General features: G+C 74.0%; 23 protein-coding genes. 8 read left to right on the plus strand and 15 right to left on the minus strand.

From position 1 onward, the window contains the following. Genes ACZ7LK_RS00820 through ACZ7LK_RS00830 form a run of 3 tightly spaced genes read right to left on the minus strand, consistent with a single transcriptional unit; the run spans position 1 to position 3,465 of the window. Positions 1-1,590, minus strand: coding sequence for a hypothetical protein (locus ACZ7LK_RS00820; RefSeq protein ID WP_471137749.1), 1,590 nt, complete (start codon positions 1,588-1,590; stop codon positions 1-3). Continuing rightward, entirely contained in the window at positions 1,581-2,705 is a 1,125-nt protein-coding gene (locus tag ACZ7LK_RS00825; RefSeq protein WP_392274522.1) for a hypothetical protein, read from the minus strand. The genes ACZ7LK_RS00820 and ACZ7LK_RS00825 overlap by 10 nt, the downstream gene beginning before the upstream one ends. After that, a complete protein-coding gene (locus ACZ7LK_RS00830) occupies positions 2,638-3,465 on the minus strand; it encodes a phosphatase PAP2 family protein (protein ID WP_471137751.1) in 828 nt (275 codons plus the stop codon). Before ACZ7LK_RS00830 ends, ACZ7LK_RS00825 begins: the two co-directional genes overlap by 68 nt. Positions 3,466-3,597: 132 nt before the next feature. Here ACZ7LK_RS00830 and ACZ7LK_RS00835 point away from each other — a divergent pair, with 132 nt between their 5' ends. Next, a complete protein-coding gene (locus tag ACZ7LK_RS00835) occupies positions 3,598-4,194 on the plus strand; it encodes a histidine phosphatase family protein (protein WP_469463821.1) in 597 nt (198 codons plus the stop codon). Between the two features lie 64 nt (positions 4,195-4,258). Here the strand turns inward: ACZ7LK_RS00835 and ACZ7LK_RS00840 are convergent, their stop codons facing one another. Continuing rightward, on the minus strand, positions 4,259-5,599 hold the full coding sequence (locus ACZ7LK_RS00840) for a tetratricopeptide repeat protein (protein WP_471137753.1): 1,341 nt from the start codon (positions 5,597-5,599) through the stop codon (positions 4,259-4,261). A gap of 254 nt (positions 5,600-5,853) precedes the next feature. Here ACZ7LK_RS00840 and ACZ7LK_RS00845 point away from each other — a divergent pair, with 254 nt between their 5' ends. The 3 genes from ACZ7LK_RS00845 to ACZ7LK_RS00855 all read left to right on the plus strand — a co-directional run bounded on the left by ACZ7LK_RS00845 (position 5,854) and on the right by ACZ7LK_RS00855 (position 7,468). Beyond that, a complete protein-coding gene (locus tag ACZ7LK_RS00845; RefSeq protein WP_392274526.1) occupies positions 5,854-6,306 on the plus strand; it encodes a hypothetical protein in 453 nt (150 codons plus the stop codon). A gap of 57 nt (positions 6,307-6,363) precedes the next feature. Next, positions 6,364-7,230 (plus strand): spermidine synthase, encoded by an 867-nt coding sequence (locus ACZ7LK_RS00850; protein ID WP_471137755.1) that lies wholly within the window; start codon positions 6,364-6,366, stop codon positions 7,228-7,230. Positions 7,231-7,333: 103 nt separating this feature from the next. Further along, positions 7,334-7,468: a hypothetical protein gene (locus ACZ7LK_RS00855; protein WP_392274528.1), complete on the plus strand. Its 135-nt coding sequence runs from the start codon at positions 7,334-7,336 to the stop codon at positions 7,466-7,468. Here the strand turns inward: ACZ7LK_RS00855 and ACZ7LK_RS00860 are convergent. Then, positions 7,465-8,025, minus strand: coding sequence for a hypothetical protein (locus ACZ7LK_RS00860; protein WP_392274529.1), 561 nt, complete (start codon positions 8,023-8,025; stop codon positions 7,465-7,467). The genes ACZ7LK_RS00855 and ACZ7LK_RS00860 overlap by 4 nt on opposite strands. Before the next feature lie 69 nt (positions 8,026-8,094). On the opposite strand from ACZ7LK_RS00860, the gene ACZ7LK_RS00865 reads away from it, so the two are divergent. The 3 genes from ACZ7LK_RS00865 to ACZ7LK_RS00875 all read left to right on the plus strand — a co-directional run bounded on the left by ACZ7LK_RS00865 (position 8,095) and on the right by ACZ7LK_RS00875 (position 11,960). Further along, positions 8,095-8,784 carry a response regulator transcription factor gene (locus tag ACZ7LK_RS00865; protein ID WP_392274530.1) on the plus strand — a complete coding sequence of 230 codons (690 nt, stop codon included), beginning with the start codon at positions 8,095-8,097 and terminating at the stop codon, positions 8,782-8,784. 109 nt (positions 8,785-8,893) lie between these two features. Further along, on the plus strand, positions 8,894-10,291 hold the full coding sequence (locus ACZ7LK_RS00870; RefSeq protein ID WP_469463824.1) for a sensor histidine kinase: 1,398 nt from the start codon (positions 8,894-8,896) through the stop codon (positions 10,289-10,291). Positions 10,292-10,445: 154 nt separating this feature from the next. Beyond that, complete coding sequence (locus ACZ7LK_RS00875; RefSeq protein ID WP_469463825.1) at positions 10,446-11,960, plus strand: glycoside hydrolase family 18 protein; 1,515 nt, start codon at positions 10,446-10,448, stop codon at positions 11,958-11,960. A 72-nt stretch (positions 11,961-12,032) separates the two neighbouring features. Here ACZ7LK_RS00875 and ACZ7LK_RS00880 read toward each other — a convergent pair whose 3' ends face one another. The 7 genes from ACZ7LK_RS00880 to ACZ7LK_RS00910 all read right to left on the minus strand — a co-directional run bounded on the left by ACZ7LK_RS00880 (position 12,033) and on the right by ACZ7LK_RS00910 (position 20,475). After that, positions 12,033-12,851 carry a carbohydrate ABC transporter permease gene (locus ACZ7LK_RS00880; protein WP_392274533.1) on the minus strand — a complete coding sequence of 273 codons (819 nt, stop codon included), beginning with the start codon at positions 12,849-12,851 and terminating at the stop codon, positions 12,033-12,035. Continuing rightward, positions 12,848-13,948, minus strand: a complete 1,101-nt coding sequence (locus ACZ7LK_RS00885) for a carbohydrate ABC transporter permease (RefSeq protein WP_471137759.1) — start codon at positions 13,946-13,948, stop codon at positions 12,848-12,850. The genes ACZ7LK_RS00880 and ACZ7LK_RS00885 overlap by 4 nt, the downstream gene beginning before the upstream one ends. Before the next feature lie 5 nt (positions 13,949-13,953). Then, on the minus strand, positions 13,954-15,264 hold the full coding sequence (locus ACZ7LK_RS00890; protein ID WP_471137761.1) for an ABC transporter substrate-binding protein: 1,311 nt from the start codon (positions 15,262-15,264) through the stop codon (positions 13,954-13,956). A gap of 86 nt (positions 15,265-15,350) precedes the next feature. Next, positions 15,351-16,793 (minus strand): GH1 family beta-glucosidase, encoded by a 1,443-nt coding sequence (locus tag ACZ7LK_RS00895; RefSeq protein WP_392274536.1) that lies wholly within the window; start codon positions 16,791-16,793, stop codon positions 15,351-15,353. Positions 16,794-16,858: 65 nt separating this feature from the next. Further along, positions 16,859-17,707, minus strand: a complete 849-nt coding sequence (locus tag ACZ7LK_RS00900; RefSeq protein ID WP_392274537.1) for a carbohydrate ABC transporter permease — start codon at positions 17,705-17,707, stop codon at positions 16,859-16,861. After that, the gene (locus tag ACZ7LK_RS00905; protein WP_469463829.1) at positions 17,704-18,765 is read right to left on the minus strand and encodes a carbohydrate ABC transporter permease; all 1,062 of its coding nucleotides are present in this window, start codon (positions 18,763-18,765) and stop codon (positions 17,704-17,706) included. The genes ACZ7LK_RS00900 and ACZ7LK_RS00905 overlap by 4 nt, the downstream gene beginning before the upstream one ends. A gap of 366 nt (positions 18,766-19,131) precedes the next feature. Continuing rightward, positions 19,132-20,475, minus strand: a complete 1,344-nt coding sequence (locus ACZ7LK_RS00910; protein ID WP_471138592.1) for an ABC transporter substrate-binding protein — start codon at positions 20,473-20,475, stop codon at positions 19,132-19,134. A 343-nt stretch (positions 20,476-20,818) separates the two neighbouring features. On the opposite strand from ACZ7LK_RS00910, the gene ACZ7LK_RS00915 reads away from it, so the two are divergent. Next, positions 20,819-21,847 (plus strand): LacI family DNA-binding transcriptional regulator, encoded by a 1,029-nt coding sequence (locus ACZ7LK_RS00915; RefSeq protein ID WP_392274539.1) that lies wholly within the window; start codon positions 20,819-20,821, stop codon positions 21,845-21,847. Between the two features lie 67 nt (positions 21,848-21,914). On the opposite strand, the gene ACZ7LK_RS00920 is transcribed toward ACZ7LK_RS00915, so the two are convergent. From ACZ7LK_RS00920 to ACZ7LK_RS00930, 3 genes are all read right to left on the minus strand, one after another. After that, positions 21,915-23,660 carry a glycoside hydrolase family 6 protein gene (locus tag ACZ7LK_RS00920; RefSeq protein WP_392274540.1) on the minus strand — a complete coding sequence of 582 codons (1,746 nt, stop codon included), beginning with the start codon at positions 23,658-23,660 and terminating at the stop codon, positions 21,915-21,917. Between the two features lie 620 nt (positions 23,661-24,280). Further along, on the minus strand, positions 24,281-25,402 hold the full coding sequence (locus ACZ7LK_RS00925; protein ID WP_471137766.1) for a methyltransferase domain-containing protein: 1,122 nt from the start codon (positions 25,400-25,402) through the stop codon (positions 24,281-24,283). Between the two features lies 1 nt (position 25,403). After that, entirely contained in the window at positions 25,404-25,535 is a 132-nt protein-coding gene (locus tag ACZ7LK_RS00930) for a hypothetical protein (RefSeq protein WP_471137768.1), read from the minus strand. Positions 25,536-25,632: the final 97 nt, after the last annotated feature.

Here is a 25,632-nt window from a genome sequence, read left to right on the forward strand (position 1 = left end):
TCACAGCAGGTCCTCCGGCGTCACGGGATCAGGGGCCTCCGCCGCGTCCACCCGGGGAGGACCCCCGTGCGTCCAGGGCGTCTCCTCCGGGTCGGGCAGCTTCGGGCCCACCCGCTGGTCGTGCTCGAACAGCGTCCACACCAGGCGGTCGCCCTTCTCCGGCACCGACCCCTCGGCCGGCTCCTTGCCCCGCCCCATCCGGTCCAGCACCCGCAGCACCAGCGACCCGTCCTCCTCGTACCGCACGAACTGGGCCGCCTGCGGCTTGCCGTCCAGCGACCGGTACGCCTTCACGCCCTCGCCCAGGTGCGGCCGGTCGTCCGTCCGCACGGTCAGCAGCGGGCGCGGTGCCGGCCGCTTCGACTCCGACCAGGCCATCGTCACGTCCACCACCTCGGCCGCGAACGCCTCACCCGCCAGCCGCCGGGCCGCCATCACCAGCGGGTCGTCGAGCGCCTCCTGCGCCTCCAGTTGCGCCTGGGCGCCCTCCCGGGCGGCCAGCTTGTTCGCCGCCGTCACCGCGTCGTCCCGGCGCGGCTGCGGCGGCTCGCCCGCCCGCACCCGGTCCCGGTGGCCGGTGAACGACCAGCGGTCGCGGGTCCACCGGTCCGCCACCCGGGAGCCCGGCGGCAGCGCGCGCACCAGCTCGACCGCCCGCCACACGGCGTGCCACGTCGGCCGTAGCTGGGTCAGGACCAGCCGCCGGACCTCGCGCTCGGCGCGGTGCAGCTCGCCCAGCCGCTCGTCGGCCGCCTCCCCGTCCTCGGCCGACGCCAGGGCCTGCCGGGCCCGGTCGAACCGCTCGATCGCCGGGGCCAGCAGCCGGTTGTCGAACGCCGGGTCGGTCGCCGGACCGGCCGGCGGGCACAGGAGCTGACCGTCCCGGTCCCGCCCCAGCTCCGCGCGCAGGGCCGCCTCGGCGCCGGAACCGCCCTCCGGCGCGTCGATCCAGGCGAGCAGCGCCCCCAGGTGCTGGTCCTCCAGCGACGACTGGCCGGTCGCCCAGTGCCGGTTCAGCAGATCGGTCGCCGCCAGCAGCAGCGACGAGCCCGGCACCCGGGCCCGCTCCCCGTAGTGCGTCAGCCACCGCCCCAGCAGCGGCACGCGCGGCGGCGCGGGGAACGGCGTCTCCGGGTCCTGCTCGGCGGTGCGCCGGAACCGCATCGACCGGCCCAGCAGCCGCACGTACTCCACGCCGGCCCGGCTCGGCACGATGAGCTGCGGCGCGTCCGCGCACAGCTCCACCTCGACCTTGACCTTCCTGCCGGTCTCCGGATCGGTCTCGTTGCGCTCGGCCGCCTCGACGTCGTCCGCGAACCCGTCGACGTACGGCAGGACCGCCTCGGCCAGGTCCGCCAGGAACGCGAACCGCAGGTCCCGGTCGCGCGGCTGGGCCACCACCAGCAGCCGCGGCTCCTCCGGATCGGTGCCGACCAGCGCCCCCAGCGGCGCGCCCGCCTCACCGGCGGTCGTCAGCGGTACGAGGACGAGCGGCCGCCCGGACACGTGCCGGTGCCGCACCGTCGCCAGCGGCTGGGCGCGGCCCGACTCGACGGCCTCCAGCCGGGCGAGCGTGGAGATCAGCGACATGCCCGCACCGCCTCCAGGGACTGGGCCCGCAGGGCCGCCGCCTGCCGCAGCGCCGCCACCGCCGGATCGGCGGGATCACCCGCCTCGCCCCGCGCCGCCGCCAGCACCCCGCCCACCGTCGTCAGCCCGCCCAGCTCACCGCGCACCGAACGGCCCAGCGTCTCCACCGCCCCTGCCGCCCGGGCCCGGTCGCGGCAGTGGAACGCCAGCTCGCACGCCGCCAGGCACTCCGGCGCGTACGCGTGCGGCACCGCCTCCACCGCCGCCGCCAACTGCTCCGCCGAGCAGGCCGCCATGTCGAAGGTGACCCCCTCGGGCAGGGCCGCCGCGATGTCCTCGATCCGGGTCAGCCGGGCGAGCTGCCGCCGGGTCACCGACAACTGCTTGCGCACGTCGACGGCCGAGGCGGCCGGCTCGTTGGAGAAGTCCCTGGGGCACACCAGCAGCACCGAGTGCGCCACCTCCGCGTCCCCGGTCACCGCCGCGACCCGCTCCAGCGCCAGCACGTACACCGCGGCCTGCCGGGCCGCCGCGCCCACCTTCGCCGCGTCCGCGGAACCGTCGATCATCGGGAACGACTTGATCTCGACGACCGTCCACCGCCCGTCCGGACCCACCACCACCGCGTCCGGCTCCAGATACGCGGGCGAACCGGCCACCTCCAGGGCCAGCATCGGATGGTCGAGCAGCGACCACGCCCCGGCCTCCGTCGCCTCCCGCAGCGCCAGCGCGGTGCGCGCCGCACGGCCCTCCGGCCCGGCCGCCGCCAGGTCCGGCACCCGCACCTCCGCCGGCTCGGCCACGCCCAGCAGCCGCATCAGCTCCCGCCCGCCGTCGGCCTTCACCCGGGCCTCGAAGGCATTGCCCCGCATGAACGCGAACTGCGACTGGCCGAAGCCCGACGGCGCGCCCAGCGCGGAGGCCAGCGCGGCCTTGTCGACACCGGCGCCGTCCAGCAGCGCCCGGCGCCGGCAGCCGGGGTTGGCGGCCAGCGCCGCCAGCGCACGGGCGTCCAGCGGACGCGGCGCGGCGGTCGGACCGCGCAGCTCAGCCAGCTGCTGTCGCAGTGTCGTCTGCGGACGCGGGACGGGTCCGCTGCCCAGGGATTCGCTCACCCGCGGAAGTCTCGCATCCGTCACTGACAACCGGGGCCCGGACGCCCGGCGTCCACGTCAGCCACCACCCGAGTCCCATGACCGCGACGCCCGCCACCGCGTCCAGGAGGTAGTGGTTCGCCGTGCCCATGACGACGAGGACGGTGAGGGCCGGGTACGCGACGGCGAGGACCCTCAGCAGCGGCGCCCGCCCGTACCGGAACAGCACCACCCCGCACCACAGCGCCCAGCCGACGTGCAGGCTGGGCATCGCCGCGAACTGGTTGGTCATCCCGCCCAGCCCGCGCGGGGCGCTCGCCTCGCCGCCCCACCAGCCGTACGCGCTGTAGTACGCCATCGTGTCCGTGAACCCCTCGCCGGCGCCGAGCAGCCGGGGCGGGCAGGTCGGCAGCAGCGTGAAGCCGACCAGCCCCAGCAGGGTGGAGACCATCAGCCAGGTCCGGGCGGCCCGGTAGTGCGCCGGGCGGCGGCGGAACAGCCACACGAGGACGGCCGGCGTGACCAGGTAGTGCAGCGAGGCGTACGCGAAGTCCGCGGGTATCCCCAGGGCCGGCGTACCGGTGAAGAGACGATTCAGCGGATGCTCCGCGTCCAGGTGCAGGGCCTCCTCCAGCCGCAGGATCGCCAGCCCGTGCCCGACCGCGTCCCGCTCGTCGCCCCGGGCGAGCAGCCGGCCCCCCGAGTAGGCGGCGTACACCACCGCGAGCAGCGCGGTCTCGGCCCACCAGCGCGGCCGGTGTCCCCCCGCGGCGTACGGCATACGGACGCTCCCCCCTGTGCACTCCCCCCACAGGGACGCCCCGCGGACCGCGCGGGTTGCCCGCCTCGTAACCCGGAGTCCAGGTGCGCGATGATGGAGGGACACCCCTCGCGAGACTTCAGGAGAGCCCTCATGGCACCGCGGATCCTGCTCGCCCGGCACGGCCAGACCGAGTGGTCACTGCTGGGCAAGCACACCGGCAGGACGGACATACCGCTGCTCGAGGAGGGCCGCCGGGGCGCGAAGCTGCTCGGCGAACGGCTCCAGCGCGGGCCCTGGGACGGTCTGGACGGCACGGAGATCCGTACGAGCCCGCTGGTGCGCGCGCGGGAGACCTGCGAACTGGCCGGCTTCGGCGACCGCGCCGAGCCCTGGGACGCGCTGATGGAGTGGGACTACGGCGCCTACGAGGGCATGACGCCGGCCGAGATCAAGGCGGGCCGGCCGGACTGGTTCATCTGGCGCGACGGCGTGCCGGAGGGGGAGACCCTGGCGCAGCTCTCCGACCGCGCGGACACGATCGTCGACTGGGCCCGCTCGGCCGACCGGGACGTCCTGGTCTTCGCCCACGGCCACATCCTGCGCTCCATCGCCGCGCGCTGGCTGGGCGAGCCGGTGTCGTTCGCGGCCCGGATCCGCCTCGACCCCACGAGCCTGTCCGCCCTGGGCTGGGCGTACGGCGACCCCGCGATCGAGCGCTGGAACGACACGGGCCACCTGGAGGGCTGACGGGGCCTGACCCCTGGGGAGCGTTTGGGGCACCGCGGGCCGGGCGGGACTTCGCGGACACGACCTAGCGTGCTCCGAGCGCGGCGTGGCGGGCGACGAACGCCGACACCGCGTCGCCGGCCGGGTACGGGGCGAGCAGCCGTACCGTCTCGTCCAGCAGGGCGCGGATGCGGCTCGACTGGACCTGGTCCAGCAGGTCCAGCACCCGTCCGCCGGCCGACGCGGCCTCCTCGGGGGCGTCGGCGCGCGCCAGGTCGGTGGCGAGCTGGGCCCGGTACAGGGCCAGGTTGCGGGTGAAGTGCGGGTCCTGGAGGACCGTCGCCCGGTGGGCGTGCCGGGCGGCGCGCGCCCAGTCGCCCAGCGCCGACCAGCACTGGGCCTCCAGCGCCTCCAGCTCCGGCTCGCCGAAGAAGGACATCCACTCCGGGTCGGCGCCGCCCGGGCCGCGCCCGAACAGCGTGTGGGCCCGCCCCAGGGCCTCCTCGCACCCGGCCCGGTCGCCCAGCCCGGCCCGGCCGCCCGCCTCCCGCAGGGACAGCAGCGCCAGCAGCCGCGGCGAGGACAGGTGGCGGGCCGCCCGCTGGCCGGCCTGGGCGGCGCGTACCGCCTCCCGGTACCGGCCCGCGTCCCTGGCCAGGAACGACGCGTTGGAGAACGCGTGCGCCTCCAGCGCGTGGTCGCCCGCCACGCGCGCGGTGGCCAGGGCTTCGGCGTAGTGCGAGCGGGCGTCCTCCAGCCGGCCCGAGTCGTGGGCCAGCCAGCCCACGGACAGCGCCAGTTCGCCCGCGCCCGCGTGCATCCGGTCGGCGGTCGACTGCCGTACGGCGGTCCCCGCGTCCAGCAGCGCGTACGCGGTACGGAGCGGCTCGGCGGCCGTGCGGTAGAGCCGGTCGGCGCCGTGCCGGTCGTCGAGCAGCCGGATCCGCCGGACCGCCTCCTCGACGGCGCCCACCTCGGTCTCGCCGTACCTGCCGCCGGCGCGCGGCGCGGGGACGATGCCGCCGAGGCCGAGCGAGGCGGCCGCCACGGTGGCGGTGCCGCTCGTCATGAATGCGCGACGCAGCACGTCGCTCTCCTCATCGTTCCGGATGGTGGTGTCGGTGTCCGGCGCCGGCGGGTGCGCGGCCGCGGCACGCGCTGCCCGGCCGCGCACCTGCTCCCGGGCGGCGAACCCCAGGTCGGTCAGGGACAGTCCGGGGAACATGTGCAGGAACACCCGTTCGTACGCGTAGTTGGGGCAGCGGATCTCGCCCGACTCCACGCGCCCGATGTAGCGGGCGTCGCACGCCACCTGCTCACCGATCTCCCGGGCTGCCCGGCGGACCGCGGCCGCGAACTCCCCCGGGGAGTGCTGCCCGCGCAGCCGGCGGAAGGCGAGGTTGGGAACCGTCCGTGACGTCGCCATGGCCGAGCCCTCTCCCGCGTACCGCACAGCCGCTGTTCCGGCGGAGCAAGAACGTACCTGCTGTGACGGGCCGGACACACAGTGTTTGCCTACAAACCGGATATCTCACCCACGATCCGCCATGAACTGCCATCCTTTGCGGCGGCGAGCCGCCGTAGCCGTTGACGGGCATGCGCGTTGAACCATGTGGAGAGACGCCAGGTGTCTCCACACGGGGACTCGAGCGAGGAGGGGATCCCTTGTTGGAGGTCGGCATGCAGGTGAATCCGCGGTCCGACGGCGCGCCACGGAGCGCCGCGCCGCACTGGCCGGCGCCGGACGCGAGCGCCGCGCCCGAACAGGGCGAGCCCTGGGATCTGGTGACCGTTCCGGCCCGCCAGGGCCTCGAGGCCGTCGACATCCTGCGGCGCGGCGGCGCCCCGGCGGTCGGGCCGGTGCTGCACGACGGGTCGTGCGACACCCTGGGCTTCCTGGTGCCCCCCGGCACCGCCGCGGGCTGGGACGTGCCCGGCAGTGCCTGTACGCGCACGGACGGGCGCGGCCTGCGGATCCCGGCGCCGGCCGGCGACCACCCGGAGCCCCCGGTCTCCGGTTCCGGCTGGCTGCTCCCGCCGGCGGACACCGGGCCGGTCACCGACCCGGTGGTGCTCCGTGAGGCGCTGGGCGAGGCCGCCCGTCTGATCGAGGCCGCCGACAACTGCCGGTGACGGCGCACACGTCCCGGGGCGGGGTCCGGCGGGATCCCGGGCGCCGATAATGGGGGGATGGCAAGAAACAAGCGGCGCGGGCGGGCGGCGGCGGCCGAGGCCGTCGTCGAGACCGTGGCCGGCGGCGTCGCGGAGCTCATACCCGACCCGGACCACTCGCGGGCCTGGACGCTGCTCATCGACGGGGCGCCCCAGTCGCACGTGGACCTCGACGAACCGGCCCGGCTGAGCTTCCCGTACCAGCGGCGGCTCGGTCATGTCGCCGACCTCGTCGCCCCGCCCAACAAACCGCTCCAGGTGGTGCATCTCGGCGGCGGTGCGTTCACCCTCGCCCGGTACGTGGCCGCCACCCGGCCCCGCTCCACCCAGCAGGTCGTCGAGGTGGACGCGCCCCTCGTCCAGCTCGTCCGCCGCGAACTGCCGCTCGACCCCGGCGCCCGCGTCCGGGTGCGCGGCGCCGACGCCCGCGCCGGGCTCGGCAAGGTGCCGGACGGCTGGGCGGACCTGGTCGTCGCGGACGTCTTCAGCGGCGCCCGCACCCCCGCGCACCTCACCAGCACGGAGTTCCTGGAGGAGGTCCGGCGCGTCCTCGCACCCGGCGGGTACTACGCCGCGAACCTGGCCGACGGGCCGCCGCTGGCCCATCTGCGCGGCCAGGTCGCCACCGCCGCCGCCGTCTTCCCCGAGCTGGCGCTCGCCGCCGACCCGGCCGTGCTGCGCGGCCGCCGGTTCGGCAACGCCGTGCTCCTCGCCTCCGCCGTACCGCTGCCCGTCGCCGAGCTGACCCGGCGGGTCGCCACCGACCCGCACCCCGGGCGCGTCGAGCACGGCCGGGGGCTGGCCGACTTCACGGGCGGGGCGGCCGCCGTCACCGACGCGAGCGCCAAGGACTCACCCGTACCGCCCGCCGCGGTGTTCGAGTGACCGACGGCCGGTCCCGTCCGCCTATCGGACAGCTTCTTGCCGGGAACCGGACGCCGAGCCGAGAATCGGCCAAGAGGCACACACCGGCGGAAAGGGGACGGTCATGGCCGCGCACGTCCACGTCCGCGTCCACCAGGGCATGGGCGTCACCAGGAGCGGCGCACTCGTCGAGCACTACCGCTGCCGCTGCGGCGCCACCTGGACGAAGTCGTACCGGGCCGACGGCCGACTGGACTAGCGCTCGTCGATCTGCACCATCGGCGCGTGGTCGTGCCAGGTGCAGAACACGTCGTTCTCCCGGCCGTCCCGGCTGAACGTCACCCGGATGTAGGTCGGCTGCTTCCACACCTGCATCTGCCAGCCGGGCGCCGGCGTCGCCGAGACCAGCTCCGCCGAGGCGGCACCGATGTCGAAGGCCACCCGGCCGCCGTCGACCGTGTAGCTCTTCACGGCACCCGTGCTCGCGGGCGGGGTGCTCGGTGCCGGTGACGGCGGGCGCCGGGGCGGGGGCGAGGACGAGACCGGCGGCGTGCGGCGGCTCGGAGCGGCGGAGGACACCGGGGCCGGTGTGCGGCTCGGGGCGGGGGATGCCTGCGGGCGGCGCGTGGACGAGACCCGGGGCGACCCGCTCGGGCTCGCCGCGGGACGGTCAGCCGTGATCGGCAGGGCGCGCGGCGGGTCGTACGCCGTACCGGCCATCACCGTGTGGACGCCCCACCACGACAGGGTGACCGCCGCGCCCGTGGCGAGCGACCACGCCACCGCGTGTACCAGTCCTCTACGCATCCGGGCCATCCTGCACCACACGCCCCAGAGGTCAACACCGGTCCCCCTCATTCCGCCGTATGGCGTACGGTGCCGCCCATGGCAAGTGTGCTCGTGGTCGAGGACGACCAGTTCGTGCGCTCCGCCCTCATCCGGCACCTGACCGAGGCCTCCCACACCGTACGGAGCGTCGGCACGGCACTGGAGGCGCTGCGCGAGGTCGCCCATTTCCGGTTCGACGTGGTCATCCTCGACCTCGGACTGCCCGATCTGGACGGGTCGGAGGCGCTGAAGATGCTGCGCGGCATCACCGACGTACCGGTGATCATCGCGACCGCCCGGGACGACGAGACCGAGATCGTCCGGCTCCTCAACGACGGCGCCGACGACTACCTCACCAAACCGTTCTCCGTGGAGCACCTGTCCGCGCGGATGGCCGCCGTGCTGCGCCGGTCCCGCGCCACCGCCGGCGAGGCCCCGCCGAGCAGCGTCCTCCAGGTCGGCGGCCTGACCGTCGACCCGCTGCGGCGCCAGGCCGAACTGGACGGCGTACGCCTGGACCTGACGCGCCGGGAGTTCGACCTGCTGGCCTTCCTCGCCGGCCGGCCCGGCGTGGTCGTCCCACGCAAGGAACTGCTCGCCGAGGTGTGGCAGCAGTCGTACGGGGACGACCAGACCATCGACGTCCACCTCTCCTGGCTGCGGCGGAAACTGGGCGAGACCGCCGCCAAACCCCGCTACCTGCACACCCTCCGGGGTGTCGGCGTCAAACTGGAGCCGCCGCAGTGAGCGTCGACCGTGACCTCAGCCGCTGCCGCGGCGGGGCGGCCGCCGGGCCGCGGACGACCGCGAAAGCCGCACCTCTGCGCCGCGCGGGCGGAGAAGCGAGCCGAGTGCGGTGAGGTGGGCGCTCGTCAAGGTGGCGCTGGCCGTCACGGTGATGGTGGTGGCCGCGTTCGCCGTGCCGCTGGGGCTCGTCATCAAGGAGATGGCCCGTGACCGGGCCTTCACCAACGCCGAACGGCAGGCCGCCGCCATCGGCACCTCCCTGTCCATCACCACCGACCGCGGCCAGCTCGACCGGGCCGTCGCCTCCACGCAGGCCGGCGCCGCGGGGCGGCTCGCCGTCCACATCCCGGCGCCGCCCGGCCGGCCGGGAGCCCGCGCCATGGAGATCGGCACCGGCCGGGCCACAGAGGAGGACCTCGACACCGTCCGCCGGGTGCCGCGCGCCTCCACCACCGAGGTCCCCGGCGGCTACGCCCTCCTTCAGCCGACCGCCATCAGCACCGGCCAGATCGCGATCGTCGAGGTGTACGTCCCCGAGGGGGAGGTCTCCAACGGCCTCACCACCGCCTGGCTGATCCTCGCCGGCGTGGGCCTCGCGCTGGTCATCGGCTCCGTCGCCGTCGCCGACCGGCTCGGCGTCCGCATGGTGCAGCCCGCCCAGCGGCTCGCCCGTGCCGCCCACGACCTGGGCGAGGGCAGGCTCGGCGCCCGGGTGCCGGAGGAGGGCCCCCCGGAGCTCAAGTCCGCCGCCATCGCCTTCAATTCGATGGCCGACCAGGTCGTCCAGCTCCTCGCCAACGAACGGGAGCTGGCCGCCGACCTCTCCCACCGGCTGCGCACGCCCCTGACCGTGCTGCGCCTCAACGCCGCCTCGCTCGGCGACGGGCCGGCCGCCGACCAGACCCGGGCGGCGGTCGAGCAGCTCGAACGGGAGGTCGACACCATCATCCGTACGGCACGGCAGGCCAAGCCGCAGACCCAGGCGGCCGGCCCGGGCGCCGGGTGCGACGCCTCCGGGGTCGTACGGGAACGGATGGACTTCTGGTCCGCGCTCGCCGAGGACGAGGGCCGCAAGGTCCGCCTCGCGGGCGTCGACCGGCCCGTACGCATCCCCGTCGCGCGCCCCGAACTGGTCGCCGCGCTGGACGCCCTGCTCGGGAACGTCTTCCGCCACACCCCGGAGGGCACCGCCTTCTCGGTCGACGTCCACAACGGGGACGACGCCGTCATCATCCTGGTCTCGGACGCGGGACCCGGCATCGCCGATCCCGAGGCCGCCCTGGAGCGCGGCAACAGCGGGGCGCGGGACGGGTCGACGGGGCTCGGCCTGGACATCGTGCGGCGGGTCGCCGAATCGACCGGCGGGGACGTCCGCATCGGCCGCTCGGTGCTCGGCGGTACGGAGGTCCGCGTCTGGATCGGGCTGGACGGCCGGGGCGGGACGGTCGAGCGGCGGGGGAGGGGCCGCGGCCACCGGATGCGGCGCCGCCGGCGGGCCCCGCACTGACCGGACCGGCCCAGCATTAATCCGCCCCCATGCCTTCCTTAAGCGGAACCTAAGTTCTCCAACCGCCGCCCCGTAGTGGACATTTGTCCGTTTCCGTCTCGCTAGCGTGCTGCCGCACCACCAAACCCCCCAGTAACACAGAGGCAGGCACGCGATGGGCAGCACGGACACCACGGGCGGCAGGGCGACGCACCGGCGCAGGGTCAGCGGCAGGAACAAGGCGATCGGCGCGCTCCTGGCGGCCGCGGTGGCCGGCGGCGCGGCGTTCGCCCTCACCGGCACCGCCCAGGCGGCCGCCGTGGGTGCCGTGTACACCAGGACCAGCTCCTGGAACGGCGGCTACACCGGTCAGTACGTCGTCACCAACGAGACCGGCGAGACCCGGTCCGGCTGGACCCTCGAATTCGACCTGCCCGCCGGGACGAAGCTCGGCTCCCTGTGGAACGGCGACCACACCGTCGACGGACAGCACGTCACCGTGAAGCCCGCGAGCTGGAACAAGCAGCTCGCCCCCGGCGCCTCCGTCACGGTCGGCTTCGTCGCCGGCGCGTCGGGCACCGCGGGCGACCCCGCCGGGTGCCGGATCGACGACCTGGCCTGCGCGCCCGGCGGCGGCACCACACCGCAGCCCAGCGGCCGCCCCACCGAGCAGCCCACCCCCACCCCCACGGCCACCGCCAAGCCCACCCCGACCGCGAGCACCCCGACCCCCACCGCCTCCACCCCCACCCCCACCCCCACCCCCACCGCCTCCACCCCACCGCCCGCGCAGGGCACGGCCGCCCGGTTCGCCCCCTACGTCGACACCTCGCTGCACCCCGCGTACGACCTGCTCGACACCGCCGCCAAGACCGGCGTCAAGGAGTTCACCCTCGCCTTCATCACCTCCGGCGGCTCCTGCGCCCCCCTGTGGGGCGGCGTCACCGCCCTGGCCGACGACAAGGTCGCCGCCCAGATCGGCGCCCTGCGCGCCAAGGGCGGTGACGTGCGCGTCTCCTTCGGCGGCGCCGCCGGCCACGAACTGGCCCTCAACTGCGCCACGGCCACCGACCTCGCCAAGGCGTACGGCAAGGTCGTCGACCAGTACGCCCTCACCAAGGTCGACTTCGACATCGAGGGCGCGGCCCTCCCAGACACCGCCGCCAACACCCGCCGCTCCCAGGCCATCGCGCAGCTCCAGAAGTCGCACCCCGGCCTGGACGTCTCCTTCACGCTGCCCGTCATGCCCGAAGGCCTGACCCAGCCCGGCGTGGACCTGCTCGCCGACGCCAGGAAGAACGGCGTACGCACCGACGCCGTCAACATCATGGCGATGGACTACGGCCCGGCGTACAGCGGCGACATGGGCCAGTACGCCATCCAGGCCGCGACCGCCACCCAGGCCCAGGTCAAGGGCGTGCTCGGACTCTCGGACGCGGCCGCCTGGAAGACCGTCGCCGTCACCCCCATGATCGGCGTCAACGACGTCACCACCGAGGTCTTCACGGTCGAGGACGCCACCCAGCTCGTCGACTTCGCGAAGTCCAAGGGGCTCGGATGGCTGGCCATGTGGTCCTCGACCCGTGACAAGCAGTGCGCGGCCGGTGCCGTGAACCACGCGGACGCCACGTGCAGCTCGATCCTCCAGCAACCGCTGGCCTTCACCAAGGCGTTCGCCGCCTACAAGTAGCCACCCCTCCAGCGCTCCGGCCGGGCTCGCCCCCCACCCGGCCGGAGCGCGCCCCGTTTCCCCCGCGCGTCCTCAGCCCTTCACCGCGCCCCGCATGATGCCGCCGACGATCTGCCGGCCGAAGACCACGAACACCAGCAGCAGCGGCAGCGTGCCCAGCAGCGCGCCCGCCATGACGACCGCCTGGTCCGGGACGTAGCCGCGGCCCAGGTTCGTCAGCGCCACCTGCACGGTCGGATTGCTCTGGGTGAGGGCGATGACCGGCCAGAAGAAGTCGTTCCAGGCCATCACGAACGTCAGCATGCCGAGGACCGCCATCGCCGGCCGGGCGGCCGGGAACACCACGTGCCACACCAGCCGCGGGCCGCTCGCCCCGTCCACCCGGGCCGCCTCGACCAGCTCGGTGGGAAGCGCCGTCACCAGGTACTGGCGCATGAAGAACACCCCGAAGCCGCTCACCAGCGCCGGCAGGACGACGGCCTGGAGCCGGTCCGTCCAGGACAGTTCGGCGATCAGCATGAACAGCGGCACCGCGCTGAGCTGCGGCGGCACCATCATCGTGCCGATCACCAGCAGCATCAGGGGCTCCCGGAGACGGAACCGCAGCTTGGCGAAGGCGAAGCCGGCGAGCGTGGAGAACAGCACCGTCCCCGCCGCGACGCTGCCCGCCACGATCGTCGTGTTGACCAGCGCCAGACCCAGCCCGCCGTCCGTCCAGGCGACGGCCAGGTTGCCGGCGAGGCGGTCGCCGAACCACAGGGGCGGCGGTGTCGCCGCGAGCCGGCCGCCGGTGCCGGACGCCGCCACCGCCGTCCACACCAGCGGGAACAGGGACAGCACGGTGAAGACGATGAGCGCGGCGTACGTCAGCCGGCCCGCACGAGCGGTCACCCCGCCCTCCTCCTCCGGTAGGCGCCGGTCAGCGCGACGGCGGTCCCGAGCAGGACCAGGATCAGGAACATGGTCCACGCGATGGCCGAGGCGCGGCCCAGGTGCAGGTTCACCCACCCCTGCTCGTACAGGTACAGCCCCAGCGTCTGGAACTGGTGCTCCGAACCGCCCGTCGCGCCCGCGCTGCCGTTGTACAGCAGCGGTTCGCCGAACAGTTGGGTGGCGCCGATCGTCGACACCACGCACGTGAAGAGGATCGTCGGCCGCAGCGACGGCACGGTGACGTGCGCGAACTGCCGCCACCGCGACGCCCCGTCCAGCGCCGCCGCCTCGTACAGCTCCCCGGGGACCGCCTGGAGTGCGGCGAGGTAGATCAGCGCGTTGTACCCGGTCCACCGCCAGACGACGATCGTCGACACGGCGATCCGCGAGGCCCAGGTCCCGTTCTGCCAGTCGACCGGCCCGACGCCGGCGAGCCCCAGCACCCAGTTGACGAGCCCGTAGTCCCGGCCGAAGAGCAGCACGAACACCAGCGTGGCGGCGGCGACGGACGTGGCGTACGGGGTGAGGGCGACGACCCGGAAGAACAGCGAACCGCGCAGCCGGTGGTGGAGCAGGTGCGCGATGCCGAGCGCCATCAGGAGCTGCGGCACGGTGGAGAGCACCCCGATCGTCACCGTGTTCCCCAGGGCGTTGTGGAAGAACTCGTCCGTCAGCAGCCGGGAGTAGTTCCGCAGCCCCACCCACTCCATGTCGGACGGCGCCGTCAGCTCCACCCGGTGCAGCGAGGCCCAGCCGGTGTAGAGGAGCGGGAAGAGCCCGAAGGCGCCGAAGAGGGCGAAGAAGGGCGCGACGTAGGCGTACGGGGCCCACCGCGCCGCCCGCCGCGCCCCCGGCCCCCGTGACGCCGTCCCCCGTCGCCCCGGTCCGCGTGCCCCCGTTCTCCGTGGACCCGGCCCGCGCGTCCTCTTCCCCCGTGCCCCCGTCTTCCGTGGCCCGGTCCCTGACCCCGGCCCGGGCGGTGCCGGGTCCGGGCGGGGGGCGCGGGGCCGGTCCGGGGTGTCGTCGTCCGGTGCCGTCGTCGTGTCGCTCGCCATGGCGGTCACAGGTCCAGTGCGTTGTCGATGGTCCGCACCGCCGCGTCCCAGCCGTCCTTGGGCCGCCGCCCCTTCTGGTCCACCCGCAGCATGCCGACGTCGGCCAGGTTCTGCGCGATGACCAGGTCCTTCGGGCCGAGGATCGTCACCGGGACGTCCCGGGCGGCACGGGTGTAGATCCGCCCGATGGGGGCGTCGCCGAAGTACGGGTGCCGGGCGCCGGCGACGGCCGGGAGCGTGTGCGCGGCGGACGCGCTGGGGAAGCTGCCGCGCCGCTGGAACAGCCTCGCCTGCTGCGCGGGCGCCGTCAGCCAGGCAGCCAGCCGGGCCGCCGCCACGCGGTGCCGCCCGGACTTCGGTACGACGAGGAAGGAGCCGCCCCAGTTGCCCGGCTTCGGCGCGGCCGCCACGTCCCACAGGTCCTCTCCCGCCGGGCCCGCCTTGTCCTCGATGTAGCCGAGCATCCAGGCGGGGCAGGAGACGGTGGCGAACGTGCCGTTGGCGAACGCCTGGTCCCACGAGGGCGTGAACTGCTGGAGCCGGGCGGTCAGGCCCTCGGTGGCGAACGCGGCGGCGATGTCCCACGCCTCCCGCACGGCCGGGTTCGTCCGGTAGACCACCGTGCCGTCCTCGTCGTAGTACCGCCGCGCGCTGCTGCCGGTGATGGCCGACAGGACGCCGGACGCCGAGTCCGTGAACGCCGTGCCCGCCGGTGCCTTCGCCCGGTACCGCTCGCCGGTCTCCAGGTACCGGCGCCAGTCGCCGGCCCACAGCCGGCCGACCGCCTCCCGGTCCGTGGGCAGCCCCGCCCGCGCGAAGAGATCCTTGCGGTAACAGACCGCCTGGGGCCCGATGTCGGTGCCGAGCCCGACCGTGCGGCCGTCGCGGGTGGTCGCCTGCCGCCACTTCCACGGCAGGAAGTCCTGCCGGCGCACCCCCTCCACGCCGCCCAGGTCCACCAGCCGGTCCGCCTGGGTGGCGGTCACCTCCGCGATGTTGATGGCCTCGACGGCCTGGACGTCGGCGAGGCCGCTGTCGCTGACCAGGTGGGTCAGGAGCTGCGGGTAGTAGTTCTCGTTGCGCTGGATGGAGGTCTGCCGGACGACGACGTCCGGGTGCAGCCGGCTGTACTCGTCGTACAGACCCGCCTCCGCGTAACCGAACGAGCCGAAGAGGCCCACCGTCAGGACGGTCCGGCCGGCCACCCCGTCGCCGTCCCCGCCGCACCCGGCGGCGGGGACGGCGCCGAGCACCACGACGGCCGCGAGGAGCAGGGCCCGGACCCGTCGCCGGAACCCGCGGAAGAGTGCGCGCATGAGGCGATTGTGTACGCGGGCGGCCGCCCGACACGCCCGGGCCCCGGCGCCGGACCAGGGCCCCGGCCTGATCCCGCCGGTGCCGGTCAGGCCCCGTCGAGGGGCGGCAGTTCACCGGAACGGGCCACCCGGGCGTACCAGTGGGCGGTCGACTTGGGGGTACGCCGCTGCGTCCCGTAGTCGACGTGCACCGCGCCGAACCGCTTGGCGTAGCCGTACGCCCACTCGAAATTGTCCAGCAGCGACCAGAGGCAGTAGCCCCGCACGTCCGCCCCGTCCTCGATGGCCCGGTGCACCGCCTCCAGATGGCCGTGCACGTACGCCAGGCGCCGGGGATCGTGCACCGAACCGTCGGCCGCGACCTCGTCCTCGAAGGCCGCCCCGTTCTCGGTGACCAGCAGCGGCAGGCCGGGGTACTCACCCGTCACCCGCAGCAGCAGGTCGTACAGGCCCGTCGGGTCGACCGCCCAGCCCATCGCGGTCCGCTCGCCGGGCGGCTGGTGGAAGGCGACGTCCTCCGACCCCGGCCAGGGCGAGTGGTCACTGGCGCCGTGCCCGTCGGCGCGCGGGGCGTCGTCGCCCTCGCGGGCCGCCCCCACCACGGTGGGCGTGTAGTAGTTGATGCCCAGGGTGTCCAGGGGCCGGCCGATGTCGGTGAGGTCGCCGGGGCGGACGAACGACCAGTCGGTGAGGTGCGCGGTGTCCCGCAGCAAATCGTCCGGATAGGCGCCGCCCAGCATGGGGCCCAGCCAGATCCGGTTGCCCACCGCGTCGATCCGGCGCACCGCGTCCAGGTCCTCCGGCGCCGAGGTGTGCGGCCGCAGCTCGTGCAGGTTCAGCGACACGGACGCCTGCGCGCGCGGCGGCAGCGCGGCGCGCAGCGCCTGGACCGCCAGCCCGTGCCCCAGGTTCAGGTGGTGCGCGGCCCGCAGGGCGGCGACGGGATCGGTGCGCCCGGGGGCGTGCACCCCGGAGCCGTACCCCAGGAAGGCCGTGCACCAGGGCTCGTTGAGCGTGGTCCAGCGCCCGACCCGGTCGCCGAGCGCCTCCGCGACGAGGGCGGCGTACTCGGCGAACCGCCCGGCGGTCGACCGGTGCGGCCAGCCCCCGGCGTCCTCCAGCTCCTGCGGCAGGTCCCAGTGGTACAGCGTCAGCACCGGCTCGATGCCGTGCGCCAGCAGGTCGTCCACCAGCCGGCGGTAGAAGTCCAGGCCCTTCTGCACGGCCGGTCCGCGCCCGGTCGGCTGCACGCGCGACCAGGACACCGAGAAGCGGTACGCGGTCAGCCCCAGGTCCGCCATGAGCCGTACGTCGTCGGCGGACCGGTGGTAGTGGTCGACCGCCACGTCCCCGGTGTGGCCCTCGAAGACCTTCCCGGGAGTGCGGGCGAAGGTGTCCCAGATGGACGGGGTCCGGCCGTCCTCGGCCGCCGCCCCCTCGATCTGGTACGCGGCGGTGGCGGCGCCCCACAGGAAGCCGGGCGGGAACCGGCGGGTCGCGGTGAGCGGCAGGGAATCGGACGCGGTCATACGGGAGCGCTCCCAACGCTGAGGAGGATGCGAGGTGTCATGAGACAGGGATCGGGTGCCGGCGGTCAGCTCTTGACCGCGCCCGAGGTGATGCCGCCCACGATGTGCTTGCCGAGCAGCGCGAACACCAGCAGCAGCGGCACGGTGGAGATGAGCGCGCCGGTCAGCACGACCGCCTGGTCGACGGTGTGGTTCCCCGACCCGAGGCCGGCGAGCGCCACCTGGAGGGTCGGGTCGCCGTCCGGCGTGAGCGCGATGAACGGCCAGAAGAAGTCGTTCCAGGCCTGGACGAAGACCAGCATGCCCAGGACGGCCATGGCGGGCCGGGCGACCGGGAAGACCACGTGCCAGATGATCCGCAGGCTGTGCGCGCCGTCCATCCGGGCGGCTTCCACCAGCTCCACGGGCAGCGCCTCGATCAGGTACTGGCGCATGAAGAACACCCCGAACGCGGCCACCAGCGACGGCAGCACGACCGACTGGAGCTGGTCCACCCAGCCCAGGTCCGTGATGATCCGGTACAGCGGGATCACGCTGAGCTGCGGCGGGATCGTCATCGTCGCCACGACGAGCGCCAGCAGGACGTTGCGGCCCCGGAACGGCAGCTTGGCGAAGGCGAAGCCGGCGAGCGTGGAGAACACCACCGTCGACACCGCCACCAGGCCGGCCACGACCGTGGTGTTCACCAGCGCCTCGCCCATGTCCACCTGGTTCCAGGCGAACGTCAGGTTGTCCAGCAGGCGCGGGCCGGGCAGCAGCGGCGCCGGGGCCTCCACGACCCGCTCGCCGGTGTGCGAGGCGGCGACGAGGTTCCAGTACAACGGGAAGAGCGAGACCAGGGCGGCCAGGCCCAGCAGGACGTACGTCAGCGGGCCCGCGTGCTGCTGGCGCCCCGCCGTCTGCGTGAACTTCACGTGGTCTCCCTGTTCAGACGGGCGACGAGCAGCCGCACCCCGCCGATCAGCAGCAGGATCAGCAGCATCACCCAGGCGATCGCGGACGCCTGTCCCAGCGCCCCGGTGATCCAGCCCTTCTCGTACATCAGCAGGCTCAGCGTCTGGAACTGGTTGCCGCTGCCCCCGCTCACCCCGAGGCTGCCGCCGAACAGCATCGGCTCACCGAAGAGCTGGGTGGCGCCGATCGTCGACACCACGATGGTGAACAGGATCGTCGGCCGGATCGACGGAATCGTCACGCTGACGAACTGGCGCCAGCGGGACGCCCCGTCCAGCGACGCGGCCTCGTACAGGTCCTGGGGGACGGCCTGCATCGCGGCCAGGTAGATCAGCGCGTTGTAGCCGGTCCACCGCCAGATGACGATGACGGAGATCGCGATCTGCGCGGGCCACTTGGACGACTCCCAGTCGACCGGACCGGCGCCGGCCCACCCCAGGACGGTGTTGACCAGCCCGTAGTCGCTGTTGAACAACTGGGCGAAGACGAGCGTCGCGGCGGCGATGGACGTCGCGTACGGGGCCAGCACCGCGACCCGGAAGAACCCCCGGCCACGCAGCTTGTAGTTGAGCAGGTGCGCCAGGCCCAGAGCCATCAGGAGCTGCGGGACGGTGGAGATGACCCCGATGGTGAAGGTGTTCGCCAGCGCGTTCCAGAAGAAGTCGCTGTCCCACAGCCCCGTGTAGTTGCCGAACCCGCGCCACTGCGCCTCCCCGCCCAGCTCCACGCGGTGCAGCGACAGCCAGCCGGTGTAAATCAGGGGGAAGAGCCCGAAGGCGGCGAAGCAGAGGAAGAAGGGGGAGACGAAGACGTACGGGGTCGCCTTCAGGTCCCATCGGTAGAGGCGGCTGCGCCAGCCGGTGCCCGCGGGGGCCTCGGCCCCCGGGACCCCGGTGTCCAGGGAGCCCGGGCCCCCGGTCGCGGGCGGGTCCGCCGGGCCGGCGGCCTCGGGCGCGGGTGGCCCCGGGGGGCCTGGCGGCGACGTGCCGTTGGCCGTCGCGCGGGGGGAGGTGGCCACGGGGGGCGTCCTTCCAGGTGGGTGCGGGGATGCGGGGGAGGCGTGCGCGAAGGCGAAGGCGAAGGCGAAGGCGCGGGCACGGGCGAGGGCGAGGTTGGTGGGGTGGTCGCGGGTGCGTGGGCCGCGGCGGGGGCACGGGCACGGGCGAGGACGGTGGGGTGGGCGCGGTGCGCGGGCCGGGGCGGGGCCCTCCGGGCCCGTCTCCCGCCGGGGTCGCCCCACGTGGCCGGCGGGCGCGCCCACCCGGTTCGGTGGACGCCCGGCGCCGCCGGTCCGCCGCGGGGACGACCCTCCACGTCCCCTCGCCGCCGGGGGCGATGGCGGGCTCCGTCCACGGGCCGGGGCCCGGCCGGCGGCGTACCGGGGCTACTGGTCGATCTTGTCGGCGACCAGCTTCCTGACGTTCTGCCATGCCGTGTCCGGCGCCGTCCCGCGCTGCTCGATGTCGAGGATGCCGTTGTCGGTGATGAAGGTCTTCACCTGGCCGTCGTAGCGGCTGACCGGCGCGGGGCGGATCCCGGCCGCCGCCTCCGAGTAGATCCGGCCGACGGGGGTGTCACCGAAGTACGGGATCCTGGCCGTCTGGACCGTCGCCGAGGCGAGCGTCTCCTTGGTGGAGGGGATGTTGCCGTTGACCCCGAACACCTTGGCGTGCTGCTCCGGTGCCGTCAGCCACGCGGCGAGCTTCGCGGCCTCCTCGGCGTGCTTGCCGGCCTTCGGCACCGCGAGGAAGGAGCCGCCCCAGTTGCCGGCGACCGGAGGGGCGGCGATGTCCCACTTGCCCTTGTTGGCGGGGCCGGCCTGGTCCTTGATGATGCCCGTCATCCAGCTCGGGCAGGCGACGGTGGCGAACCGGGAGTTCTTGAACCCGGCGTTCCACGTGCCCTTCTCGTCGAACTGCCGCAGCTTGGCGGTGATGCCGCTCCGCGCGGCCTCGACGGCGAGGTCCCAGGCCTTGCGGACGCCGGGGCTGTCCTCGTAGGCCAGCTCCCCCTCCTCGTCGGCGTACTGCTGCGGCTGGCTGGAGAGCACCGCGTTGAACAGCCCGCTGGCCGAGTCGTGGAAGGCCGTCCCCGCCGGGGCGTTCTTCTGGTACGTCTTGCCGGTCGCGACGAACTTCGCCCAGTCGCCCGCCCACAGCTCGGCGACCTTCGCGCGGTCCGTGGGCAGCTTGGCCTTGGCGAAGAGGTCCTTGTTGTAGCAGATGGCCATCGGGCCGATGTCGGTGCCGAGGCCGATGACCGAGCCGTTGCCGGTCGTCGCCTGCTTGACCTTCCAGTCCAGGTAGGCGGAGGTGTCGGCGCCACCGGTCTTGGACAGGTCCACCCACTTGTTCGCCATGGCGGGGCCGGTCGCCTCGGCGATGTACCCGACCTCGATGGCCTGGATGTCGGCGAGGCCGCTGTTGCGGGAGAGACGCAGCTTCAGCGTGTCCCAGTACTTCTGGCCGTCGGCGACGTTGGACTCGACGATCGTGATGTTCGGGTGGAGCCGCTCGTACTCGGCGTACAGCTTGGCGCCGTTCTTGTCGTCGTAGCCGAAGGAGCCGAAGGTCCCGACGCGCAGGGTGATCTTGCCGCCGCCCGCGGCTCCGTCGGCGGTGCCGTCGTCGGTGCTGCATCCGGCCATCAGGGCCGCGCCGGCCACGAGCGCCGCGAGAGCCGCGGATCCGGGGCGGCGGGGTCTGCCCGTACTGCTGGAAGTGCGCATTCCACTCTCCTCGTCCAGGTGGTGCCGGTGTGCGCGCGAAAAGGGGTCCGGGTCGGCGTTCAGCGGCTCGGCGGCGGCCGGGTCGGACAGCGGTGCCGGGCGGTGGGAGCGCTCCCACACCGCCATGCCCGGAAGGTTGCTGCCTGGCGGGGGCGGGTGTCAAGACATGGGCGGGAAATCGTCGCCGCTGGCGGCGCGGGCGGCTTTCCTCTACGGTGGGAGCGCTCCCACCCCGGTTCTCCGCACCGGTACTCCCGCTGGCCCCGGCGCAGGGGCACCCTCTAGGTTGACGGTGACGACAGTCACCACCCCGTTGCGGGGTTCGGCGTTCGATGGGAGACCGATGGCGGTGAGCGGACGGCAGACCGGCAGACCCACGCTGGAGGAGGTCGCGGCCCGGGCGGGGGTCGGACGCGGCACCGTGTCGCGGGTGATCAACGGCTCGCCCCGGGTCAGCGACCGGGCGAAGGAGGCGGTCGGCCAGGCCATCGCCGAGCTGGGGTACGTCCCCAACCGCGCCGCCCGCGCGCTGGCCGGTGCCCGTACGGACGCCATCGCCCTGGTGATCCCCGAGACCGAGGCCCGCCTGTTCGCCGAGCCGTACTTCCTCGACATCATCCGTGGCGTCAGCACCGAGCTCGCCGACGCGGACATGCAGCTTCTGCTCACCCTGATCCGGTCCAGCAAGGAGCGGCAGCGGTTCGAGCAGTACCTGTCCGCCCAGCGGGTGGACGGCGTACTGCTCGTCTCCGTCCACGCGGACGATCCGCTGCCCGACCTGGCGCGCGAACTGGGCCTGCCCGCCGTGCTCAACGGCCGCCGTTCCGCCGGCGAACCCGTGGCCTACGTCGACTCCGACAACGTGGGCGCCGGCCGCTCCGCCGTCGGCCACCTCGCCGGCCGGGGCCGCCGCCGGATCGCGACCATCACCGGGCCGCTGGACATGTACGTGGCGCGCTGCCGGCTCGACGGCTACCGCCAGGGCGTCGAGGCGGCCGGGCTGCCGGCCGACGACCGGCTGGTGGCCGCCGCCGACTTCACCGAGGAGGGCGGCCGCCGCGCCATGCGCGAGCTGCTGGACCGCTGCCCGGACGTGGACGGCGTCTTCGCCGCCTCGGACGTGATGGCGGCGGGTGCCCGCGGGGTGCTGCGCGAGGCGGGCCGGCGCGTCCCGGACGACGTGGCCCTCATCGGGGTCGACGACTCGGCCGTGGCCCGGCTGATGGACCCGCCGCTGACCAGCGTGCGCCAGCCGATCGAGGAGATGGGCCGCCGCATGGCCCGCGCCCTGCTCCAGGAGATCACCGGCGCCGGCCCGGAACCCTGCCGGGTCGTCCTGCCCACCGAACTGGTGGTCCGCGACTCGACGTGACGCCCCGCGCGCCCGTCCGCCCCCGGCGGCCGCCGTGCGGTCACCGGGGGCGGGGTCCGGGGCGGGGTCAGAGCGCCGGATGGGCGTTCTTCATCAGCTCCTGGAACTGGGCCGAGAACCACCGGCCCGACAGCGGGGCGTTCGGCAGAGCGCCCGACATGTTGTTGTTGTTCCGGGGGTTGCCCGTGTACGTGGGGTCGCACATCCGGTCGAAGCCCTTGCCCTCGTCGTTCGGGATCTCGCGGCTCGCCCCGTCCGACTCGCCCGGCGGCTTCATCCACACGTACGCGTCGATGCCCGCCGCCGGGGCCGCCTTCGGGCGCTCACCGAGACCGGCTCCGGCCTGGTTGCACCAGTTGCCGAGGTGGATGCGCCGGTCGTAGCGGCCGCCGTTGACGTACGTGTCGACGCTGGTCGTCGCGCCCGGACCGGCCGGGCGCGCGGTACCGCCCCAGCCGTTGCGGGAGGTGTCGATCAGCATGCCGACGTTCTGGTCGAAGCCGAGCGACACCAGCTTGGCGCGCATGGCCTGGGCGTACGACAGCTCGTCGGTGTACCGGTTCCAGTCGACCCACTTCGACTGGCGCACGGACACGCCGTTGACGGAGTCCTCGATCCTGAAGTGGTCCTCCTTCAGCGCGCTGTAGTTGGCCGTGTTGACGATGAAGCCGTGCACGTTGGAGACCGTCGAGCCCTCGGCGGTCGCGGCCTGCTTGAACAGTTCGGCGGACGCGCCGAAGTTGTCGTCCCAGCCGAGCCAGCCGTGGTGGCCGGCGTCCACGTAGTTGTAGACGTTGCCGATCGCGCCGAGCTTGTTCAGCGCGTACCCGACGCCCTTGATGTAGTTGCCGTTCGCCTTCATCACGTCGCAGTTGGGCGTGGCGGTCGGGCGGGGGGTCACATTGGTGACCAGGTTGGGCAGGGAGTCGATCTCCACGGTGGTGACGATCCGCAGGCCCGCGTACTTGGGGTCGGCGAGGATCGCGGCGATCGGGTCGATGTACCGGGTCTTGTACTTGTCGATCTCCGTCGGGCCCAGCTCGCCGTTGGAGGCGAGGGCGGCGCAGTCGCGGCCCGGCAGGTTGTAGATGACGAGCTGGACGGCGAGTTCGCCGGTGCCCTTCTGGCGCAGTGCCTCGTCGAGGTGGTCGCGGAGGCCCATGCCGCCGTTCACGCCGTCGATGGCGGCGATCCGGTCGAGCCAGACGCCGGTCGGCTGCTGGGAGACCCGGCTGCCGCCCGGCTCGGCGGCGGCCTTCGCGGACCATTCGGGGTTCACGTACACCTTGGCGCCCGCGTAGGGGTTGTCGACGCGGCTGCCGGAGGGCGGCGGGTCGGTGGGCGGGTCCGTGGGGTCGGTCGGGTCCGTGGGGCCGCCGTTGCAGGTGACGCCGTTGAGCTTGAAGGCCGTGGGGACGGCGTTGGTGCCGCTGTACGAGGCGTTGAAGCCGAAGGATGTCGATCCTCCGGTGGCCAGGCTGCCGTTGTACGGGGCGTTCCTGGCGGTGACCGCGGCACCGGACTGGGTGGTCGTGGCGTTCCAGGCCTGGGTGACGCGCTGGTTGCCCGCGTAGGTCCACTCCAGCGTCCAGGACGCCACCGGGTCACCGGTGTTGGTGACCGTGACGTCGGCGCCGAAGCCGGTGCTCCACTGGTTGGTGACCCGGTAGTCGACCCGGCAGCCGGGGGCGGCGGCGCCGGCCGTGGTGGTCAGCGCGGTGGCGGTGGCCCCGGTCGCCGCGAGCAGGGTGCAGGCGGCCAGGAGGGCGGTCCGGCGGCGGGAGGGGGGTGCGGCGGTTCTGGTGCGGCTCATGTCCGGTACTACCTCTCGGTCGTGGGCGCGCTTCGATGGAGGCGCGGCCCGGTGACGAATGGTGCGGATATGTGCGGTACGTGCCGACGTCGCAGAGCAATGGCGTACGGGGAACGGGGATGCGGTACGGTTCCGCGCCGCTGCCACCCCTGACGGGGCGGGCGGGGGAGGAGCGAACCCGGCTGGCCCGTGCCGCGTACGACCCGGGCGGGCACCTGACCGTGCGCCGACCGAAATGGAACCGCTCCCACTGGTGGAGCAGACCGTAGCGGCAAGTTCCGCCAAGGAACAGAGGGGCCGTCAATTTTCTCCTTCGATTTTCTTCGACTCTTCAACCCCCTTGACCCTCCGTCTCCCTCTCCCCATAGTGGGAGCGCTCCCACTGGCCTTCCACTGGTACAAGGCTTGTGCACGACGCGTCACCCCGCCCGGACCGCGCTGCCCCCGGTCCGACGGCGGACCCCTCGTCGAAAGGAAGCCACCGTGCCCACCTCGTCGCCGCCCCGGCCGGCCCCCCGTGAACCCGTCACCTCCCAGGTCGCCGCCACGCGCGGAAAGGTTGCCGCACCCGGGGTGCCGGCCCGTCACCGGCGAGCGCGCGGCGGCCGGCCGGGGCGGTGTCACACGGCTGGGCCGGGCGCCGGGGCCGCTTCGATGACGCGCTCCGGGTAGTGCAGCCACACCTGGTGGCCGAGGCGGGCGGACACGGACAGCCCGAAGTCCCGGGCTTCGGGGGACCCCAGGGCGACGTACTCCTCGTGGACCCGCTCGGTCTCCGTCCACAGGGACCGCGCCCCGTATTCGTGGACGTCCCCGCCGGTGGTCGCGGTCGCCGCGCAGCCGTCGTAGTCCTGGAGCCACACCTGCGCTCCGCCGTCGTGGTCGGCGTGCACCATGCGCACTCCCGGCAGACGGGTCCCGGCGTACAGCGCGAACCCGAGCGTCAGCAGCGCGCGGGGATCGAGGCGCGCGGCCGCCGTCCGGCAGGTGGTGGTGTCGACCTGCTTCAGGGCGGGTGGCCGGTGGGAGCGCATCGGCATGTACGAGGCGCCTCCCTGGAACCGGCCCGCGGCGCCGCCGTTGCCGTCGGCGGTGAGCTGGATGACCGCGCCGCTCCAGAAGTCCCGGGCCAGGGGCGCGACGAGGACGCCGCCCGGGACGAGTTGCCGTACGAGCCGGTGCGGGACCGTCCGCAGCGCGCAGGTGACGAGGACGCGGTCGAACGGGGCCTGGTCGGGCCAGCCCCCCGCCCCGTCCCCGCACGCCAGGTTCGGCCGGTACCCGGCCGCACGGAGAACGGCGGTTGCGTGGTGGGCGAGGCCGGGGTCGATCTCGACGCTGTACACCCGTGAGTCACCGACCCGGCGGCAGAGCAGTGCCGCGACGTAGCCGGACGCGGTGCCGATCTCCAGGACCCGGTGCCCGGACTCGACCAGGAGCAGGCGGAGCATACGGGCGACCATCGACGGCTGGCTGTTGGACGAGGTGGCGACGCCGGGCCCGTCGGGCGCGCCGTCGTCGACCTGGATGACGACCGGCTCGTCGGAGTGGACGAGGCCCAGGCGTTCGTCCTCGGTCATGAGCGGCTCGCACGCCGTGGTGCCCTGGCGCCAGGCCTGGCGGGGGATGAACGGTGCGCGGGGGACGGCGTGCCAGACGGCGCGCCATGTCTCGTCGAGCAGGCCGCGCCCGTAGAGGTTCTCCACGAGCGCGGCGTGCCCGCCCAGGGGGGCGGCGGCCACATCAGCTCCCGTCGGTGTCGGCGTACTTGTGCGGGCCGGAGCCGTCGGGGGACGGCGGAGTGGGCGGGGTCCATGGCTTGTCGGACGGCTGGCCGCCGTGCTTGCCGCCGTCGGCGTTCGTAGTGTCGCTCATCTGTACCTCCTGTGTGGGTGATGCCGATGGATGGTGGTGGGGGGTGTGCGGGCGGCCGGGGTGGGAAACCGCTGATCATGGGTGGTGTGACTGATCT

Source organism: Streptomyces sp. NPDC039423 (assembly GCF_055598725.1).

Bases quoted from the DNA above. Each gene is read 5' to 3' on its own strand.
- ACZ7LK_RS00820 (WP_471137749.1), bottom strand. From the start codon at position 1,590: ATGTCGCTGATCTCCACGCTCGCCCGGCTGGAGGCCGTCGAGTCGGGC.
- ACZ7LK_RS00830 (WP_471137751.1), bottom strand. From the start codon at position 3,465: ATGCCGTACGCCGCGGGGGGACACCGGCCGCGCTGGTGGGCCGAGACC.
- ACZ7LK_RS00835 (WP_469463821.1), top strand. From the start codon at position 3,598: ATGGCACCGCGGATCCTGCTCGCCCGGCACGGCCAGACCGAGTGGTCA.
- ACZ7LK_RS00840 (WP_471137753.1), bottom strand. From the start codon at position 5,599: ATGGCGACGTCACGGACGGTTCCCAACCTCGCCTTCCGCCGGCTGCGC.
- ACZ7LK_RS00845 (WP_392274526.1), top strand. From the start codon at position 5,854: ATGCAGGTGAATCCGCGGTCCGACGGCGCGCCACGGAGCGCCGCGCCG.
- ACZ7LK_RS00850 (WP_471137755.1), top strand. From the start codon at position 6,364: ATGGCAAGAAACAAGCGGCGCGGGCGGGCGGCGGCGGCCGAGGCCGTC.
- ACZ7LK_RS00855 (WP_392274528.1), top strand. From the start codon at position 7,334: ATGGCCGCGCACGTCCACGTCCGCGTCCACCAGGGCATGGGCGTCACC.
- ACZ7LK_RS00860 (WP_392274529.1), bottom strand. From the start codon at position 8,025: ATGGCCCGGATGCGTAGAGGACTGGTACACGCGGTGGCGTGGTCGCTC.
- ACZ7LK_RS00865 (WP_392274530.1), top strand. From the start codon at position 8,095: ATGGCAAGTGTGCTCGTGGTCGAGGACGACCAGTTCGTGCGCTCCGCC.
- ACZ7LK_RS00875 (WP_469463825.1), top strand. From the start codon at position 10,446: ATGGGCAGCACGGACACCACGGGCGGCAGGGCGACGCACCGGCGCAGG.
- ACZ7LK_RS00885 (WP_471137759.1), bottom strand. From the start codon at position 13,948: ATGGCGAGCGACACGACGACGGCACCGGACGACGACACCCCGGACCGG.
- ACZ7LK_RS00890 (WP_471137761.1), bottom strand. From the start codon at position 15,264: ATGCGCGCACTCTTCCGCGGGTTCCGGCGACGGGTCCGGGCCCTGCTC.
- ACZ7LK_RS00895 (WP_392274536.1), bottom strand. From the start codon at position 16,793: ATGACCGCGTCCGATTCCCTGCCGCTCACCGCGACCCGCCGGTTCCCG.
- ACZ7LK_RS00910 (WP_471138592.1), bottom strand. From the start codon at position 20,475: ATGCGCACTTCCAGCAGTACGGGCAGACCCCGCCGCCCCGGATCCGCG.
- ACZ7LK_RS00915 (WP_392274539.1), top strand. From the start codon at position 20,819: ATGGCGGTGAGCGGACGGCAGACCGGCAGACCCACGCTGGAGGAGGTC.
- ACZ7LK_RS00920 (WP_392274540.1), bottom strand. From the start codon at position 23,660: ATGAGCCGCACCAGAACCGCCGCACCCCCCTCCCGCCGCCGGACCGCC.
- ACZ7LK_RS00930 (WP_471137768.1), bottom strand. From the start codon at position 25,535: ATGAGCGACACTACGAACGCCGACGGCGGCAAGCACGGCGGCCAGCCG.